Annotated in this window: 15 protein-coding genes; 8 read left to right on the top strand and 7 right to left on the bottom strand. The window is 58.1% G+C overall.

Annotated features, from left to right (window positions below; translation table 11 throughout):
- Positions 1–3: 3 nt before the first annotated feature.
- From shc to secB, 6 genes are all read right to left on the bottom strand, one after another.
- Positions 4–1,926 carry a squalene--hopene cyclase gene (gene shc / locus M5D89_RS06830; RefSeq protein WP_248885084.1) on the bottom strand — a complete coding sequence of 641 codons (1,923 nt, stop codon included), beginning with the start codon at positions 1,924–1,926 and terminating at the stop codon, positions 4–6.
- A complete protein-coding gene (locus M5D89_RS06825; RefSeq protein WP_248885083.1) occupies positions 1,920–2,984 on the bottom strand; it encodes a phytoene/squalene synthase family protein in 1,065 nt (354 codons plus the stop codon). Before M5D89_RS06825 ends, shc begins: the two co-directional genes overlap by 7 nt.
- A gap of 68 nt (positions 2,985–3,052) precedes the next feature.
- Positions 3,053–4,459, bottom strand: a complete 1,407-nt coding sequence (locus M5D89_RS06820) for a sigma-54-dependent transcriptional regulator (RefSeq protein ID WP_248885082.1) — start codon at positions 4,457–4,459, stop codon at positions 3,053–3,055.
- Entirely contained in the window at positions 4,452–5,912 is a 1,461-nt protein-coding gene (locus M5D89_RS06815) for a sensor histidine kinase (protein WP_248885081.1), read from the bottom strand. Before M5D89_RS06815 ends, M5D89_RS06820 begins: the two co-directional genes overlap by 8 nt.
- A gap of 2 nt (positions 5,913–5,914) precedes the next feature.
- Positions 5,915–6,901 (bottom strand): NAD(P)H-dependent glycerol-3-phosphate dehydrogenase, encoded by a 987-nt coding sequence (locus tag M5D89_RS06810; protein WP_248885080.1) that lies wholly within the window; start codon positions 6,899–6,901, stop codon positions 5,915–5,917.
- Positions 6,902–6,907: 6 nt separating this feature from the next.
- Positions 6,908–7,357, bottom strand: coding sequence for a protein-export chaperone SecB (gene secB, locus M5D89_RS06805; RefSeq protein WP_248886445.1), 450 nt, complete (start codon positions 7,355–7,357; stop codon positions 6,908–6,910).
- A 129-nt stretch (positions 7,358–7,486) separates the two neighbouring features.
- Between secB and M5D89_RS06800 the strand changes: the two genes are divergently transcribed.
- The 8 genes from M5D89_RS06800 to M5D89_RS06765 are packed head-to-tail and all read left to right on the top strand — an operon-like array spanning position 7,487 to position 12,890.
- Positions 7,487–7,840 carry a DsrE family protein gene (locus M5D89_RS06800; protein ID WP_248885079.1) on the top strand — a complete coding sequence of 118 codons (354 nt, stop codon included), beginning with the start codon at positions 7,487–7,489 and terminating at the stop codon, positions 7,838–7,840.
- On the top strand, positions 7,837–8,718 hold the full coding sequence (locus tag M5D89_RS06795) for a symmetrical bis(5'-nucleosyl)-tetraphosphatase (RefSeq protein ID WP_248885078.1): 882 nt from the start codon (positions 7,837–7,839) through the stop codon (positions 8,716–8,718). The genes M5D89_RS06800 and M5D89_RS06795 overlap by 4 nt, the downstream gene beginning before the upstream one ends.
- A complete protein-coding gene (locus M5D89_RS06790; RefSeq protein ID WP_248885077.1) occupies positions 8,711–9,520 on the top strand; it encodes a hypothetical protein in 810 nt (269 codons plus the stop codon). The genes M5D89_RS06795 and M5D89_RS06790 overlap by 8 nt, the downstream gene beginning before the upstream one ends.
- 28 nt (positions 9,521–9,548) lie before the next feature.
- The gene (gene recQ, locus M5D89_RS06785; protein ID WP_248885076.1) at positions 9,549–11,084 is read left to right on the top strand and encodes a DNA helicase RecQ; all 1,536 of its coding nucleotides are present in this window, start codon (positions 9,549–9,551) and stop codon (positions 11,082–11,084) included.
- A 10-nt stretch (positions 11,085–11,094) separates the two neighbouring features.
- Entirely contained in the window at positions 11,095–11,412 is a 318-nt protein-coding gene (cyaY, locus tag M5D89_RS06780) for an iron donor protein CyaY (RefSeq protein ID WP_248885075.1), read from the top strand.
- 3 nt (positions 11,413–11,415) lie between these two features.
- Complete coding sequence (locus tag M5D89_RS06775; RefSeq protein ID WP_248885074.1) at positions 11,416–11,874, top strand: EVE domain-containing protein; 459 nt, start codon at positions 11,416–11,418, stop codon at positions 11,872–11,874.
- Positions 11,867–12,541: a glutathione S-transferase family protein gene (locus tag M5D89_RS06770; protein ID WP_248885073.1), complete on the top strand. Its 675-nt coding sequence runs from the start codon at positions 11,867–11,869 to the stop codon at positions 12,539–12,541. Before M5D89_RS06775 ends, M5D89_RS06770 begins: the two co-directional genes overlap by 8 nt.
- Before the next feature lie 13 nt (positions 12,542–12,554).
- A complete protein-coding gene (locus M5D89_RS06765; protein ID WP_248885072.1) occupies positions 12,555–12,890 on the top strand; it encodes a hypothetical protein in 336 nt (111 codons plus the stop codon).
- Positions 12,891–12,915: 25 nt separating this feature from the next.
- Here the strand turns inward: M5D89_RS06765 and M5D89_RS06760 are convergent, their stop codons facing one another.
- Positions 12,916–14,871, bottom strand: a complete 1,956-nt coding sequence (locus M5D89_RS06760) for a dynamin family protein (RefSeq protein ID WP_248885071.1) — start codon at positions 14,869–14,871, stop codon at positions 12,916–12,918.
- Positions 14,872–14,932 lie beyond the last annotated feature (61 nt).

Raw genomic sequence — 14,932 nt, 5'->3', positions numbered from 1 at the left:
GACCTAAGCGCGGGCCTGGAGATTCTGATACTGGCTGAGCGCCCATAAGGGAAAATATAGTTTGTAACCGTGGTAGGTGATATAGAACACGCGCGGAAACCCTGGAGCATTGAACCATGGATCGTGCCATTCGCCATCGGCTGCCTGATGCTCCTGGAGCCAGGCGATTCCGCGCCGCAGGGCGTCAGTGTCACGGTCTCCCGCAGCCATCAGGGCCAGACACGCCCAAGCCGTGTGCGCGGCGGTCGCAGGCTGCCCTTGACCAGCAAGGCCAGGATCCAGGTAGGAGTCATTACTTTCGCCCCAACCACCGTCCTCCTGCTGCACCGCGCGCAACCAAGCGGCAGCCCGTTCCATCGCCGGCCGCACGGTCGGATCTCCAAGTTCCGCAAAGGCAATCAATACCGACCAGGTCCCATAAATGTAATTGCTTCCCCAGCGCCCAAACCAGGAACCATTGGATTCTTGCTGATCGAGTAGATATTTGACCAGGCGATCGATCGCCGGGCGATCCTGCGGACGATTCAGAGCCGCAAGAAAGGTCAGGACCCGGCCACTCACATCCGCCGTGGGTGGGTCGAGCAGGGCCTTGTGATCAGCAAACGGGATTTCGTTCAGGTAATAATGGGTATTGTCGACATCATAGGCGCCAAAGCCACCATTGCGGGACTGCATTCCAACCAGCCAATCCGCCGCTCGCTCCAAGGCGGGGCGATCCTCTGGCCGTCCGGCCCGATGCAGAGTCCAAGCCACCGCGGCAGTGTCATCCAAATCGGGGTAATACGAATTTTCGTACTGAAAGGCCCAGCCGCCACCGCGCAGATGCGGACGAAGGTGTTGCCAGTCTCCTGGAGCATCCGTAATTTGTCGCTGCAAGAGCCAATGCATGGCCGCCAGGGCATCCTCCTCCGGCTCGGGCGCAATCTCGAGTAGCGCACGCAGGCCCCAGCAGGTGTCCCAGACGGGCGAAACGCAGGGCTGACAGTAGGCCTCCTGCGCGCGCTCGACCAGGAGATTTTGCAATGCCTGGCGAGTCTGCTGACGATAGGGATGCTCCTTGGGATAACCGAGCAAGGCCAAGGCTTCATGCGCATTGACCATGGCCGGAAAGATCCCGTTGATACCATGCACGCCATTCAAACGGGCAATAAACCAAGCCTCGGCACGGCGAATCGCACGATTGCGAATCCAGGCGGGAATGAGGGGTTCCAGTGTTCGCCCCAAGCGATCCAACGCGAGAAATGTCCGCGCCACGATGCCCTTGCGAGCACAAACAAAGTAGTCATGAATTTCGTCTGGTGCCTGCCGAAACAACTCCGGTATACCCACGCCGGTGGGGTTTTTCGCCTGCGCTTTCCGACTGCACAAGATGAACAGCGGGACCATGACCGTGCGCGACCAGGACGCCACCTTATCGATGTGCATGGGAAACCAGCGCGGGAGAAACATGATTTCCACGGGAATGAAGGGAACCGCGCGCCAAGGTACCTGACGAAACAGGGCCAGGGTGATCCGGGTAAAGACATTTGCCCGCTCCGCACCGCCATGCGCCAGAATTGCGGCTCGGGCACGCTGCATATGCGACGCCTCCGGCGCATCGCCCGCGAGCTTGAGGGCATAATAGGCCTTTACGGATGCACTCATATCGAATTGACCACCATGATACAGGGGCCAGCCGCCATGATCGCCCTGATGGCGACGCAAATACACCGCAATCTTGGCCTGCAGATCGGCATCCCGATCATCCATGTAGTGCATCATCAGGATGTATTCCGCCGGGATCGTACAATCGGCTTCAAACTCAAAGCACCAATGCCCATCCTGCGCTTGATGTTGCCGTAGCGCCTGTTGTGCGGCCGCGATGCTCTGCTGCAGTGCGCTGCGGGAAAACGTCGGCAACGCATAGCGCGCTGTCGGCATCAGCATAGGGAACCCCGCGGCAACGGCTTGATACCCACTCGAAAAGCGAGGTCCAGCAGGGGGTCAAAACGATGCAGCAGACGGGACAGCAAGACCACATTACGCACACTGTCGCGACTGATCTTGACCTCTTCACCACTGCGAAAGCCAGGATTTTCGGCGATACGACGCAAGGTCAGCACGGCCATGGCAATAGCCCACAGGCAAAAATCCCGCATACCGGCCTGCTCCGCCGGGATTTGCAAGGTAAAGGTCATGGCATTACGCAAATGGCGGGCTGCCAAAGCCAACATCTCGGCCAATAGGGCAGAAAAGCCTGGATGGTTCATTCCCGGATGCAGATCCACTGGCTCCAATCCATGGGCGCGGATGCGATCCTGGGGCAACCACAGCACGCCCCGCTCCCAATCCGTCCAGAGATCCTTGAGAATATTGGTCATTTGCAGACCCTGCCCAAAAGACACGGCGAGCGCCTGCAGATCCACACCACCTGCCAACATGCGAGGTTCCTGGTTTACGAACAGGGCCGTGAGCATTTCGCCAACCACACCGGCGACGACGTAGCAGTAGTGATCCATGTCGGCCTGATCACGCAATCCCGCCCGAGAGGCGCGCCGCTGAAACTCTGCCATGCCCGCGCCCATGATCTGCACACAACGTATCAGGGCCGACTGCTGCACCGGATCGAAGCTGTGCGTCAGAGCGACAACCGCAGCGCTATGGGCAATCAGGTCATGTTCTCCCTCTGGCATTTCTGCCGCCATGACCGCCGCGAAGCCGGTTGCGAAATCCGTTGGCGCGATTTCCTGGCGCAAAACCGACAGGAATACCTGCTGCCAATGCGCCTTGGCCTCCCAAGTCAGGTGGGGATCGTCTTCGATGGTGTCGGCGATACGGCAGAGTAGATAGCCGTTCCCCACCGCTTCCCGCAAACCCGGGGGTAGTTGCGGAATCGTAAGGGCAAAAGTACGCGAAACTCGCTGCAAACTCGCTGTCTGATAGCGCAGGGCGGCATCCCGATCCATGCTTCCTGGGGCCTGCTCCGAGGCAATATTATCGGTCATTCTACGTCCATGCCGAAGGAATTAAGGCGGGACTGTAAACGCCGCCGGCCTTTCGCGCAAGCCTTCTGCTAGCCATCCTCGCTCAGCAAACCATACTTACGCACGCGGTAGCGCAACGTTTCCCGCGTGGTGCCAAGAATCCGCGCTGCCTGGGTAACGTTGTAATCCGTGGATTGCAGGACCCGCGATAAAATTTCACGTTCCATGCTATCCAGATCCATACTGCCATCGATGGGCAGGATGACCTGCCGCTGATCATCGAATGGGCAAGCACCCGGTGCCGGGCACGCGCTGGCAGGTTCCATCCCCGGCAATTGCAGCCACTCCAACGGTAATTCCTCGCCCTCGGAGAACAACACACCACGTTCAACCACATTGCGCAGTTCGCGGACATTCCCAGGCCAGTCATAGCTCTCTAGGGCCGTCCAGACGGCGGGGCTGATGTGTCGTACTCGCTTTCCCGCCTGGGCATTGAATTCCGCCACAAAATGCGGCACCAGCTCCTGGAGGTCTTCTTTGCGCTCGCGCAGGGCAGGTAAAAGAAGGCGCACGACACTGAGACGATGGTAGAGATCGGCGCGAAAACGTCCGTCGGCCACCAAGGCATCGAGGTCGCGGTTACTGGCAGCGAGAAAGCGGACGTCGACTTCGATCGTGCGGTCTCCCCCCAAGCGACGTAAGCTACGATCTTCGATCACCTTCAAGAGTTTGGCCTGCAGATCAAGGTCCATCTCCGAGATTTCATCGAGAAATAGGCTACCGCCGTTCGCTTGTTCTACTAGACCGCGATGGCGAGAGGTGGCTCCCGTAAAGGCCCCGGCTTCGTAACCAAAAAGCTCGGATTCCAGAAGCTCCCGCGGTAAGGCGGCGCAGTTGATCTCCACCATCGGTCCATCGCGCCGTAAACCGCTATAATGCAGAATCCGCGCCGCCAGCCCCTTACCCGTTCCCGTCTCGCCGGAAATGATCAGACCACTATAGGGCACCTGAGCTAGGCGTTGCAGAATCTCGCGCACTCGTTGCGCCGCTGGACTGGTGCCGAGAAAAGCCGTCGCGCTGTAGCGCCGGCTGTGCTGGCTGGTGTCATCTGCCACCCGCCGTTGCGCCCTGGCGGCTCGCCCAGCGGAGCGGACTACCATGGCCAAGCGTTCCATTTCACACGGTTTTTCGAGAAAATCGTAGGCGCCCAGACGCAGGGCACGCACGGAATCGGGCACGCTGCCATAGGCGGTAAGGAAGATCCATTCTCCTTGGATACCCCGCTCCCGCGAGCGTTCCAGCAAGTCCAGACCATTCCCATCCGGGAGATTCAGATCGGCCAGGGTAACCAAGGGACTGAGATCATCTGCGAGGAGCTGCTCCGCATCGCCAAGGCGCTCGGCCCAGAACACCTGCCAGCCCTCTTTCTCAAAATAACGACGCATCTCCCGCCCGAGAAAGATCTCATCTTCGATGATCAATAAGGGATCAGCCACGCTCGGACTCCTCGACCTGCTCTGGACAGGGAATGATCAGGACAACCTCGGCGCCCCCTTGCGGACGATTGGTAAGTTTCACCTCTCCGCCCAGGCTACGTACAAAGCGGCGCACCATCGCCAGTCCCAAGCCCGTACCTTGTTCACGGGCACTGGCAAAGGGTCGAATACCCTCGCGCAACAACGCCGCCGGGAAACCGGGACCACTATCGGCCACCACCAGGCGTATCCGACCATCACCATCGCGCTGCAGTTCCACCGAAATTTCCCCGCTACGCTCCTCTAATGCCTGTTGCGCGTTCAGCACAAGATTGAGCAGTGCCTGTCGAAATTGATCCACGGGGAGCAGACAACAGCCCAGCGCATCACCGAGCTTCAGACCTAAACGGATATTGGGCGGGAGCTGGTACCGTATCAGATTCAGCAACGCTTCCGCCACTTCGTCCGGACGCACCCATTGCCCCGACTCCCGCGCCTGACGCGCACCACGCAGCTGCTGATCGAGGAGTCGACTCACGCGACGTAACTCGTCCTCCATGAGGGCCAAGCGCGCGTCGAGCTCGGTATCCTGAATTTCGCGCCGAATATTGGCACATCCCACCTGCAAGCCTGCGAGAGGGTTGCGCAGCTCATGGGCAAATGCAGCCGCAGCCTCGCCAACGGCAGCCATGCGCTCGGAGCGGGTCATGGCCGCCTGCTGTGCCATCAAAGTACTCGCCGCCTCGTGGACTTCCTGCTGCAGGTCCTGCAGATATTGACGCCGTTGCCGCTCCAGCTCCTGAAGGCGCCCCACCATCTGATTGTAATAGCGCAGCAGAGGAATGATTCCGGGATCCGCATGATCCTCCCCCACGCGTTGAAACGCACCCAGTTCGAGGGAATGCATGGCTTCTTGCAGGCGACGGAGCGGACTCAGAATGCGAGTCCGAAAAAAGATCAGGGTGACGATGACGAAGATCATGAAGGCCGCCAGGGCAATCACCGATCCGATCAGGGTGTAGCGGGAATCATGACCAGCGGCGAGGACCAAACCACGGCCATGCAGGTGCGCGGCAAGATTCCAGGCACTCAGATCCGCAAATACCTGTGGCAGATCGGCCGGATTCCCCTGCGCTGCGAGTGCGCGCAGCTGGCGCAGTTGTGGTCCTTCCTCCCGCGTCGTAAATCCCGACGGCAATTGTCGCAGATCGATAGAGAGTACCTGCATTGCAGCCGATGCGCCGTGCTCCTGCCAAGCCTGACTACAGTCACGGTTGATCTCAGCAATCCAGATCATGCTTGCCGTATAGTGCTTCAGCGTACTCAAGTCTTGATTGGTATGCACCAGCAAGACCCCGAGCAACAGCAAGGCAAATACCACGAATTGCACGAGAAGAATGCCAATCGTGCGAAAAGGCGCGAAGGGAATCCGTCGCCGTGCGTCATCCCCTCCAGGCAAACGGAGCAAAGCCAAAATCAGCCCTCCACCGACAGTCCTCGTTGCATGAGGGAACGCGATGCATCGGCTGCGGAATGCCCCTCATACAGCACGCGGTACACCGCAGCGACAATAGGCATCTCAATCTGCCGCTCTCGCGCTAAATGATAGAGGGCATGGCTACTACGCCACCCTTCCACCTCCTCCCCAAGCCCGCGCAGAACCTGTTCCGGCGCAGCTCCGGCACCGATGCCCAGACCAAGGCGCCGATTGCGCGAAAGATCGCTGCTGGCGGTGAGGATGAGATCGCCAGCGCCGGCTAGGCCAATGAAGGTATCTGCCCGTCCGCCAAGCGCAATCCCCAGTCGTTGCAGCTCAGCCAGACCGCGAGTAATCAGGGCTGCCCGGGCACTCTCGCCATAGCCCAACCCATCCGAGATGCCGGCTGCAATCGCCAGGACATTCTTGATGGCCCCCGCCAGACAAACTCCCGCAACATCCGCACTGGGATAGATTCGTAGCTGCTCGGAACGCCATGCCGAGGCCTGGGCATCCAGATACTCGGACGAATGACTGGCCAGGGTCATGGCCAAGGGACGACCAGCGATGAGATCACTGGCAAAGCTTGGGCCGGATAAAACCCCCCAACGATGATGCGGCAATTCTTCGGCAATGACTTGATCGAGACGTTGCTGGGTATCCCGTTCCAGCCCCTTGCTGGTCAGCGTAATGGCTACTGCACTGGGAAGAGAATGGGCCAAACGTCGAGCAATGGCGCGTACCCCATGGCTGGGCACGGCGATAATGACCTCATGGACATCTTGCAGCGCCACCTCCCAGCCGGACAGCAAGCGCAGGGCATGCGGCCACTGACTCTGGGGAAAGTGTGGCAAGGGGCAGCCGGAATGGGCTGATGCATCCGGCAGGGAACGGCCCCAGAGCAATACGGCGTCGCCCCGACGCGTCAGCGCCACGGCGAGGGCGGTGCCCCAATGACCCGCCCCAAGCACCGTTCGTACCGCCATCTAACTTTATTGGGTGGTGTGCTGCGCTTGTTCGATCTGCGCCTGCTGATAGAGCGCTTCGAAATTCACTGGATGCAGATGCAGCGGCTGGAAACCACCTCGGCCCACCAGATCCGCCACAGCCTCGCGCGCGTAGGGGAAGAGGATGGTCGGGCAATGTACCGCCAACAGAACCGGTTGATGCTCTTCCGGGATATTCTGCAAACGGAAAAGCCCCCCCTGCTGTACCTCGACAGCAAAGTAGGTGCTGTCAGAGCTCTTGGCATTGACCGTTACCGTCAAGACCACCTCAACCAGTTCCGGTGTTCCAGGCACTTCATGGGTTTCCGTGTTCAGTCCAACATCGACCGAGGGCGCCTCTGCCATGGTAAAGCTCTGCGGGGCATTGGGCGATTCAAAGGAGAGGTCCTTGATGTAAATCCGCTCGATCATAAACACCGGTTCTTGCGCTGCCATATCCGTCATGAGTCTTGCCTTTCGTAGTTGCGGTACAATTCTGCCAAAGTGTAGCGATTTTCAGTCGAAACTGCCACGCCACCGTCAACCTTTGCTACAATCAAAAGATCGAGACGGAGAACAGTGGCAATGCAGCAAGACGACGATACCATACAGTGGACAGTCCTGGTCCGCTCTACCCCTGGCAGCGAAGGTACTCCGGTATTGCATGCCTTGCGCACGGCGATCGCTGCACTTGCCGACGACATCAAAGTGAATGTGTTCTTTTTAGAAGAGGCGGTTGCCGTCCTGCGCGAAGAGGCGCGGACCGTTCATCCTGCGCATTGCGACCTACTTGAGGAAATCAAGGAACTGGGTGGCCAGCTACATGCCGTCACCTTACCCGAGGACAGCGCCAGCCCCTTCCTCCCGGGCGTGAAGATTGGCAATATGGCGACTCTCGTGCGCAACATGAAAGCGAGTGATCAGGTGATCAGTTTTTGAGTGACGATGCTCCCAGCGCCGTGCCTGGAGTCTATGCAATTGGCGATCTACAGGGCTGTTTTGCAGCGCTGAGGGAGCTTTTATCGGCGATCGGCAGCTATTCCACCCTCTGGCTCGCCGGGGATCTGATCAATCGTGGACCACAAAGCCGCGAAACCTTGGCATGGGCCTTTGCCGAACAGGACCGCATTCGACTTGTGCTAGGCAACCATGATCTCTACGCCATCAGCCGCTGGGCGGGCCTCGTCAAGGCGAAGAAAAGCGACACCTTGGCCGCGCTCCTCGACGACGGGAAGGCCGCTGATTATTTTCATTGGTTACGCCAACAGCCCTTGGTTTATCAGGAGCAGTCAGACTCCTGGGCGATGGTGCATGCCGCTATGGACGCGGAATGGAGCTTGGCAGAGGCTGCCGGACATGCAGAAATGGTGCAGCGCGCCTTGCGCGGGAAGAATTGGAAACGCTTCCTGCGCAACCTGTGGGAGCGCGATGCACCACAGCGTTGGCGCGATTGCCGTACGGAAGAGGATGCCCAGCGCTTTCGCGTGGCCGTCCTTACCCGCGCCCGTTGGGTACGGGAAGATGGTTTGTATGCCTGGACTAACGAGCCACCGGACTCTAGCTTCCTTCCGTGGCATCAACGGTTTTTCGCCGCACAACCCGAGGGGAGTATCATCTGCGGCCACTGGGCGACCCAAGGTCTGCTGGTGCAAGAGCGCCTTCTGGCCCTCGATAGCGGTTGTGTCTGGGGACGACAACTCAGTGCGGCGCGTATAGATATAACACCGATCCGCATTCTGCAGGTCCACTGTGCGCCCTACGCGCAAGCTTCATCCCCTCTCGCAAGCAAAAGATTGGAGCATGCCGCCCATGCCTGAACCATTATACACGGCTTCCACTCTTGGTGTTGGCGAGGTCCTCTCCGGCGCATGGCAGATCCTGCGCACGCATTTTTGGCGACTTGCCCTCAACCTCCTCTTACTCGGTCTGTTAGCGGTGTTTGGCTTTGCTCTTTTGAGTATTGCGACCGCGCAGATGATGTCCCTGCGGCTACTGTGGACGATACTGGAGAGCCTCTGGACCAATGTCTTGTTGATCGGCTTTTTTCGCGCCATCGCGCTGAGCAGTGCAGGACGCCCCTACTCCGCCTTGGCACCCTTCTGGAGCCTGCGCGAACAAGAGGCTTGGTTATTGGCGCTACCGCCCGCCGTCATCAATGTGTTGCTGCTGCAGAACTCGGGCTACCTAGCCCTGCAAGGGCATTCGGATCCCGCTGCGGCCCTCGTCGTAGCGCAACAACCGATCTTTTGGATCAGTATTGTCATCTCGTATTTCGTTGGCACCTTTTTCCAATATGGATACGCCCTCTATGCCGCCTACGGCCTGAGTACCCGGGACGCCATGCGCAGCGCCATGCGCCTTTTTGGCGATCGTCTGGGCTGGCTATTTTTCCCTCTTCTGGTCGGGCTGATACTCGCTTCCGTTCTTATCCTGATCGTCGTCATCGTCGGCTTGTTTGCCGCCGGCACCCATGCGGCCCAATCGCCCATGGTCACCGGCATTCTTACTTTGCTATTGCTGATCTGCTTGTTTCCAGCACTGATCTGGGCGAGCAGTTGTACCCTGCTCGCCGCTGCGAACCTCGCCCATAGCTCCCGTGATACCCGTTTCCTCCCCTAGACCCACCCTCGCGCAGGCGCGAGAAATTTTGCACAAGGTCTTCGGCTACTCCGATTTTCGCCCGCCGCAAGACATCATCATCGCCCACCTGCTGGCCGGCAAGGACGCCTTGGTACTGATGCCTACCGGGGGTGGCAAGTCCCTCTGCTATCAGATTCCGGCCCTGACTCTGCCGGGCACCGCCGTCATCATCTCGCCGCTCATCGCCCTCATGGACGATCAGGTGCAGGCGCTGCGCCGACGAAAAATTCCGGCGGCAGCCTTACATTCCGCGGCATCTCCCGCGCAGCAGGAGGAAATAGAGCGGGCCTTGGGCGCCGGGGAACTACGCATTCTCTACTGCGCGCCGGAGCGCATTCTGCAGGAACGTACCCTACGCCTTCTGCGCACCGTTCCCATCAGTTTGCTGGCGATCGATGAGGCCCATTGCGTGGCGCAATGGGGGCCTCATTTTCGCCCAGAATATCGGCAAATGGGACGCCTGCGCACCCTGTTTCCCAGGGTACCGCGCGTTGCCCTGACGGCAACCGCCGATCTCGCCAGCCGCCAAGAAATCCGCGAGTCTTTGGCTCTTGCAGAGGCACAAATCTTTGTTCAGTCCTTTGATCGACCCAACATCCGCTATCGCATGCAACAAGGTAGCAGCGGACGCGAGGCGCTCGCCGAGTTTCTCCGTCAGCAACGCGGTTCAGGCATCGTGTATTGCTTGTCCCGCCGCAAAGTCGAGGATACGGCCAGCTGGCTACAGGGCTTAGGCTATCGGGCGCTGCCCTATCATGCGGGCCTGAGCGCAGAGCTACGGAGTGCGCATCAACGGGATTTCTTGAGCAACCGCGCCCAGATCATGGTGGCCACCATTGCCTTCGGCATGGGGATCGATAAAGCCGATGTGCGCTTCGTCGCGCACCTCAATTTACCTAAGAGCATCGAGGCCTATTATCAGGAAACTGGGCGGGCCGGGCGCGACGGGCAAGCAGCGGAGGCCTGGCTGCACTATGGCCTGCAGGATCTGCTCCTGCTCCGGCAAATGATCCAGCAATCGGGTGCCGCTCCTGAGCAACAGCAGTCCGAAGAGGAACGGCTCCAGGCCATGCTCGACCTAACGGAAGAAGTCGGCTGTCGCCGCCAGCGGCTCCTGGGCTACTTCGGCGAAACCCTCGCACACCCCTGTGGCAACTGCGACAATTGTCTCCGACCGCCGCCTCTTTGGGACGCGAGCGAAGCGGCACAGATGGCCCTCTCCGCCGCCTATCGCAGCGGTCAACGCTGTGGTGTACAGCATCTGATCGATATCCTGCTTGGCCGTGATACCTCGCGCGTGCGCCAGGCGCAACACCATCGTCTTCCGGTCTTTGGCATTGGGCACAAGCTGCCACCGCGCGACTGGCAACAAGTATTTCGCCACCTGCTCGCGCGCGGCTATTTGCAGCCCCATCCGCAAGGGGGACTCGTGCTGCATGGCAGCAGCCGCCCCATCTTACGCAAGGAACAACGGATCTGGTTGCGTGCGGTCGAGGCAGTCAGCTCTTGCTCCGCAAAGCCGAGAAAGCGATCATGGAGCTAAGGAGGGTGCGATGTCACAAAGCTTTGCCGCAGCAGTTGAGGAATGTTTGCAAGGACTTCTCTCGCAGATCGAGGCGCAAGCCCCGGAGGTGGAGGCCGATCTCATCGACAGTGTGCTCTCTCTGCACTTACCGGATGACAGCGAAATCATCCTCAATCGCCAAGAGGCGGTGGGCCAGATCTGGCTTGCCTGCAGCGACGGACCGGCGCGTTTCGATCGTGACCCCGGAGGTGCCTGGGTAGATAGCCGTTCCGGTCGGACTTTGCCCGTGTATTTGGGAAGCATTTTGCAAGCGCGTTTGGGACAAAGCATCGATTTGGGGGCCTAAGCGATGGCATACTGGCTAATGAAAACGGAACCGGAAGCCTTTTCCCTCGACGATCTCGCTGCGCGGGGTCAGGAACCCTGGGATGGCATTCGCAATTATCAGGCGCGTAACTTCCTGCGCGCAATGCGTCCTGACGATGGCGTTTTTATTTACCATTCCCGGGTGGCCGCTCCAGGAATCGTGGGGCTAGCAGAGGTCCGTAGTCGCGCCCATCCAGATCCAACGCAATTCGACCCCAGCAGTAAATATTACGACCCGCAATCGCGACCCGAAGCGCCGCGCTGGGATCTCGTGGATGTGGGTTTTCGCGCCCGCTTTGCAGCCGCCATCACCTTGGAAGAATTGCGTCAGATCCCGGAATTTGCCGATAGCCCGTTGCTGCGCAAAGGTAATCGCCTGTCGATCCTGCCAATCACAGCGGCGCAATGGGATAGCGTATTGGGGCGGGCCAACATTGTCTGAGCCAGTGCTCTATTTTCATTGGTCGGACCCCCAAGCCCTACGTCTCCGTCTACTCCTGGGCGCCAAGCGGATTGCCTACCGGCAAGAGACAAGACCCTTACAGGATCTAGAGACCGCATTCGATCTGGGTCATGCTGGCCTACCGGTATTGCAGACGAGCGAGCGCTGCTGGAGCGGCGCGCTTGACGAGTTGCCCGGGCTGGAAGCGGAGCTTGGCGGTGAGTCTCTTGGTGCAGGCTTCGTTGACCCAAGAGAGTGGCAGGCCTTCTGCCAGTGGCGCCAGGATCTCGACGCTTTGCTGCAACGCCTGATCGTGCCCGTGCAACCCGCCTTTGCCGAGATTGCCGATGACCCAGAGGATCTACAATATTTCCGCCAGGAAAACGAGCGTCGCCTGGGTCAGAGTTTGGAAGCCCTGGCAAATGATCGCTACGGCGCGTATCAGCAGCTGGCCCAACGCGCCCGTCTCAGTACGCTGGCCAAGCTATTGGCCAAACAACGTTTCTATCTGGGTCGGCCCTCCATTATCGACCTAGTTCTGTGTGCGGACTTCCATCTGCTGCGACTGCTGGATGGCGTTACCCTGCCGCTCGACTTACAATATTATTTTCAACGCGTTGCCGAACATTGTCAGGTATCTCTGAACAGCGGCATGCGCCCTACCTAACAGGAGTCTATCCATGACCTATGCGGAGCTGATCGAATTTCTCGAAAACCATGTGAACTTTTCCTTGCTGCAGGGCAAAGACGTCGCTGCAGCCCTCCACGCTGCGGAGTCAGGCGCATTGGACGATCCTATCGCGCGTGAAGTGCTGTTGAGCATTTACCGCAGCAACGACTGCAGCGCAGTCAATGCCGAGGTCAACCGCGCCAACAGCTTTTCTGGACTAGCGCCGCTGCGCTTACGCAGTCAGGCAGATGATGCAGATGCCAAATTATTCCGGCAGGTGTTACAGCTATCACAAACCCTGGATCAGGCTTTTGACGAAGAGACGCTGCGCAGCAAAACTTCCTGACTGACATGCCACAGAGCTGCGGCTATCACGCAGCGCTTGGCGTCTCCAGCGGAGTCTGAAAGTACCGATCCAGTTCCGCCTGTAGCGCGGCCAACTCATCCATTTCGTACTGAATACGCGCCTCCTTCATTCGCAGCGCGTCAATTCTTTGCTGAATGCTGGCCGAGGACTCAGCGATGGCGGTCAAAGCAAGCAATTTTTCTTGCGCCTGGGCACTGCAACGCTGCAGGTGCGCATTCATCAGCTCAAAACTTTCTTCCACCCAGCTGAGAAGATCGCGACGCGTCTCAAGAACAAAGTTTTGCACTTGCCTGGCTAGGTTCAGAAATGCCTTGCGCACTACCATGCCCTGCGGATAGGCGGCGATCTCTAGGCGTTTTCCAAAGCGCTCATAGTAATCGGACAAAGCGAGTAATTCTGCCCTTCTAGGCAGCAGAACATAGGGCAAGGTATCCAACTTGGGAAGTGCATACTGTTGCTCCAAGGCCCTATAGGCACTCGTCATTTTATCCGATAAACGGTTGGCGCGAGCAAGTGCCTCGTCAAAACCGGCAATCGTATTGACAAAGAAATTACTGAACCGCTCATAAATACCAAAAGTCGTCCAGACGGCGAGAATATCACTCTTCGCGCGCTCTATGAGATCATTCAGGTCTTCCAGAGAAAGGGGGGCGAGAAGATCGCGATTGGCTTCCTGTTTCATATCTTCCTGGAGTCGAAAAAATTGATCTCTATCCAAGGCAAGATTGTCAATGATTTTTCTTTGTCTATCCAGCAGGGACAGCACCTGATCTCCCGCTTGGGCCTCCAGCCTGCGCATGCTTTCCATCTCTACGGCAACCGATTGCGACTGTTCTTCCAGAACAAACCGTTGATCCGTAATTGCCCGCTGCAAGATTGCTTGAGTATTGTTTGCGATATCCTTGCGCTTCTCCGGAATCAGAACATTTGCAATGCCACTTTCGAGGTCTTCGACTCCACTTTCGAGAACACGGTCCTCTTTTTGGCGCAGGCGACCAATCAGTGCCTCTCGCGCAGATATGGCAATCACTTGATCCAAAGAAACCTGCAGGCGGTCGGCGGTATTTTTCCTTTGCTCCGCAATCTTCTCAGCGCGAGATTCTGGCGAATCCATCTCGTCACACAGTAAATCGCATTTGTTCAACACCACCAATTGACGCTGGCGGCTGAGAATTGCCAGGGATTGTTCCCAGATCTGCAAATCGCTTTGCGTCACTCCCGCGTCTGCTGCCAATACGAAGATAGAGGCATCAGCAGATCTCGTCGCATCCAGACCCAAATCCGCCTCACTACCCAGGGAATTCAGCCCGGGGGTATCAATAACGACCAGGCCAGCAGCCAATAATGGGTGGGACAAGCGTAATAACGCGTAACGCCAACGCGAGATTTTTACCCGTCCTTCCCCACAGGAAGGGCAATGGGTAAGATGCGGACGGGCACTATCCAACGGCGGACAAAGTCCGAAACGTCTGGCCTCGGTAAGCGGAACACATTGCGTCTCCTGAATCTGTCGCAATACACTTTGCGTTTTTTCCGCATCCGTCAAAACCATAGGTATACGCTGCCAGTGCTCTGCGCTTTTCTTCAAATCCCCAATATTTTTATGCAGGCTGCTAGGTTGCATGGGCAAAAGATCAATCCGATCTTCCTCTGCCGCGCAAATTTCCACCGGGCACATGGTGGTTTGTCCCACTCCCGACGGAAGAAAGCGATATGCCTGATTGTAAAAAAAGAGCGCATTGATCAGTTCCGATTTACCACGCGCAAATTCACCATAAAAAGAGATAGTGACTCTTTCTTCACGGATTTCTCGCGCCAGTATTTCTAGGCGCAGCATAGTGCCACTAGGCAAGAGATCAAGGCGATGGGAAAACCCGGAAATTTGCTCGACAAGAGCTGCCAAATCATTGCGCCAATTGGCAAAATTCTGCAGCGCCACAACCAGTCCCGAATCGTTCACAGGCGTTCCCCAAGAGTACGAGGTGTCAATTTGTAGTGTGCTGCAACAATCCTATCCGAGG

This window comes from Acidithiobacillus acidisediminis, assembly GCF_023277115.1.
Lineage (GTDB): Bacteria > Pseudomonadota > Gammaproteobacteria > Acidithiobacillales > Acidithiobacillaceae > Igneacidithiobacillus > Igneacidithiobacillus acidisediminis.
Note: the sequence above shows the minus strand (reverse complement) of the source record. Positions and strands in the feature narration are given on the sequence as shown.

What these genes read in the sequence shown, in the direction of transcription:
- secB (WP_248886445.1), bottom strand. Translation starts at nt 7,357, where the DNA reads ATGGCAGCGCAAGAACCGGTGTTTATGATCGAGCGGATTTACATCAAG.
- M5D89_RS06810 (WP_248885080.1), bottom strand. Translation starts at nt 6,901, where the DNA reads ATGGCGGTACGAACGGTGCTTGGGGCGGGTCATTGGGGCACCGCCCTC.
- M5D89_RS06790 (WP_248885077.1), top strand. Translation starts at nt 8,711, where the DNA reads ATGCCTGAACCATTATACACGGCTTCCACTCTTGGTGTTGGCGAGGTC.
- M5D89_RS06825 (WP_248885083.1), bottom strand. Translation starts at nt 2,984, where the DNA reads ATGACCGATAATATTGCCTCGGAGCAGGCCCCAGGAAGCATGGATCGG.
- M5D89_RS06800 (WP_248885079.1), top strand. Translation starts at nt 7,487, where the DNA reads ATGCAGCAAGACGACGATACCATACAGTGGACAGTCCTGGTCCGCTCT.
- cyaY (WP_248885075.1), top strand. Translation starts at nt 11,095, where the DNA reads ATGTCACAAAGCTTTGCCGCAGCAGTTGAGGAATGTTTGCAAGGACTT.
- M5D89_RS06775 (WP_248885074.1), top strand. Translation starts at nt 11,416, where the DNA reads ATGGCATACTGGCTAATGAAAACGGAACCGGAAGCCTTTTCCCTCGAC.
- shc (WP_248885084.1), bottom strand. Translation starts at nt 1,926, where the DNA reads ATGCTGATGCCGACAGCGCGCTATGCGTTGCCGACGTTTTCCCGCAGC.
- M5D89_RS06765 (WP_248885072.1), top strand. Translation starts at nt 12,555, where the DNA reads ATGACCTATGCGGAGCTGATCGAATTTCTCGAAAACCATGTGAACTTT.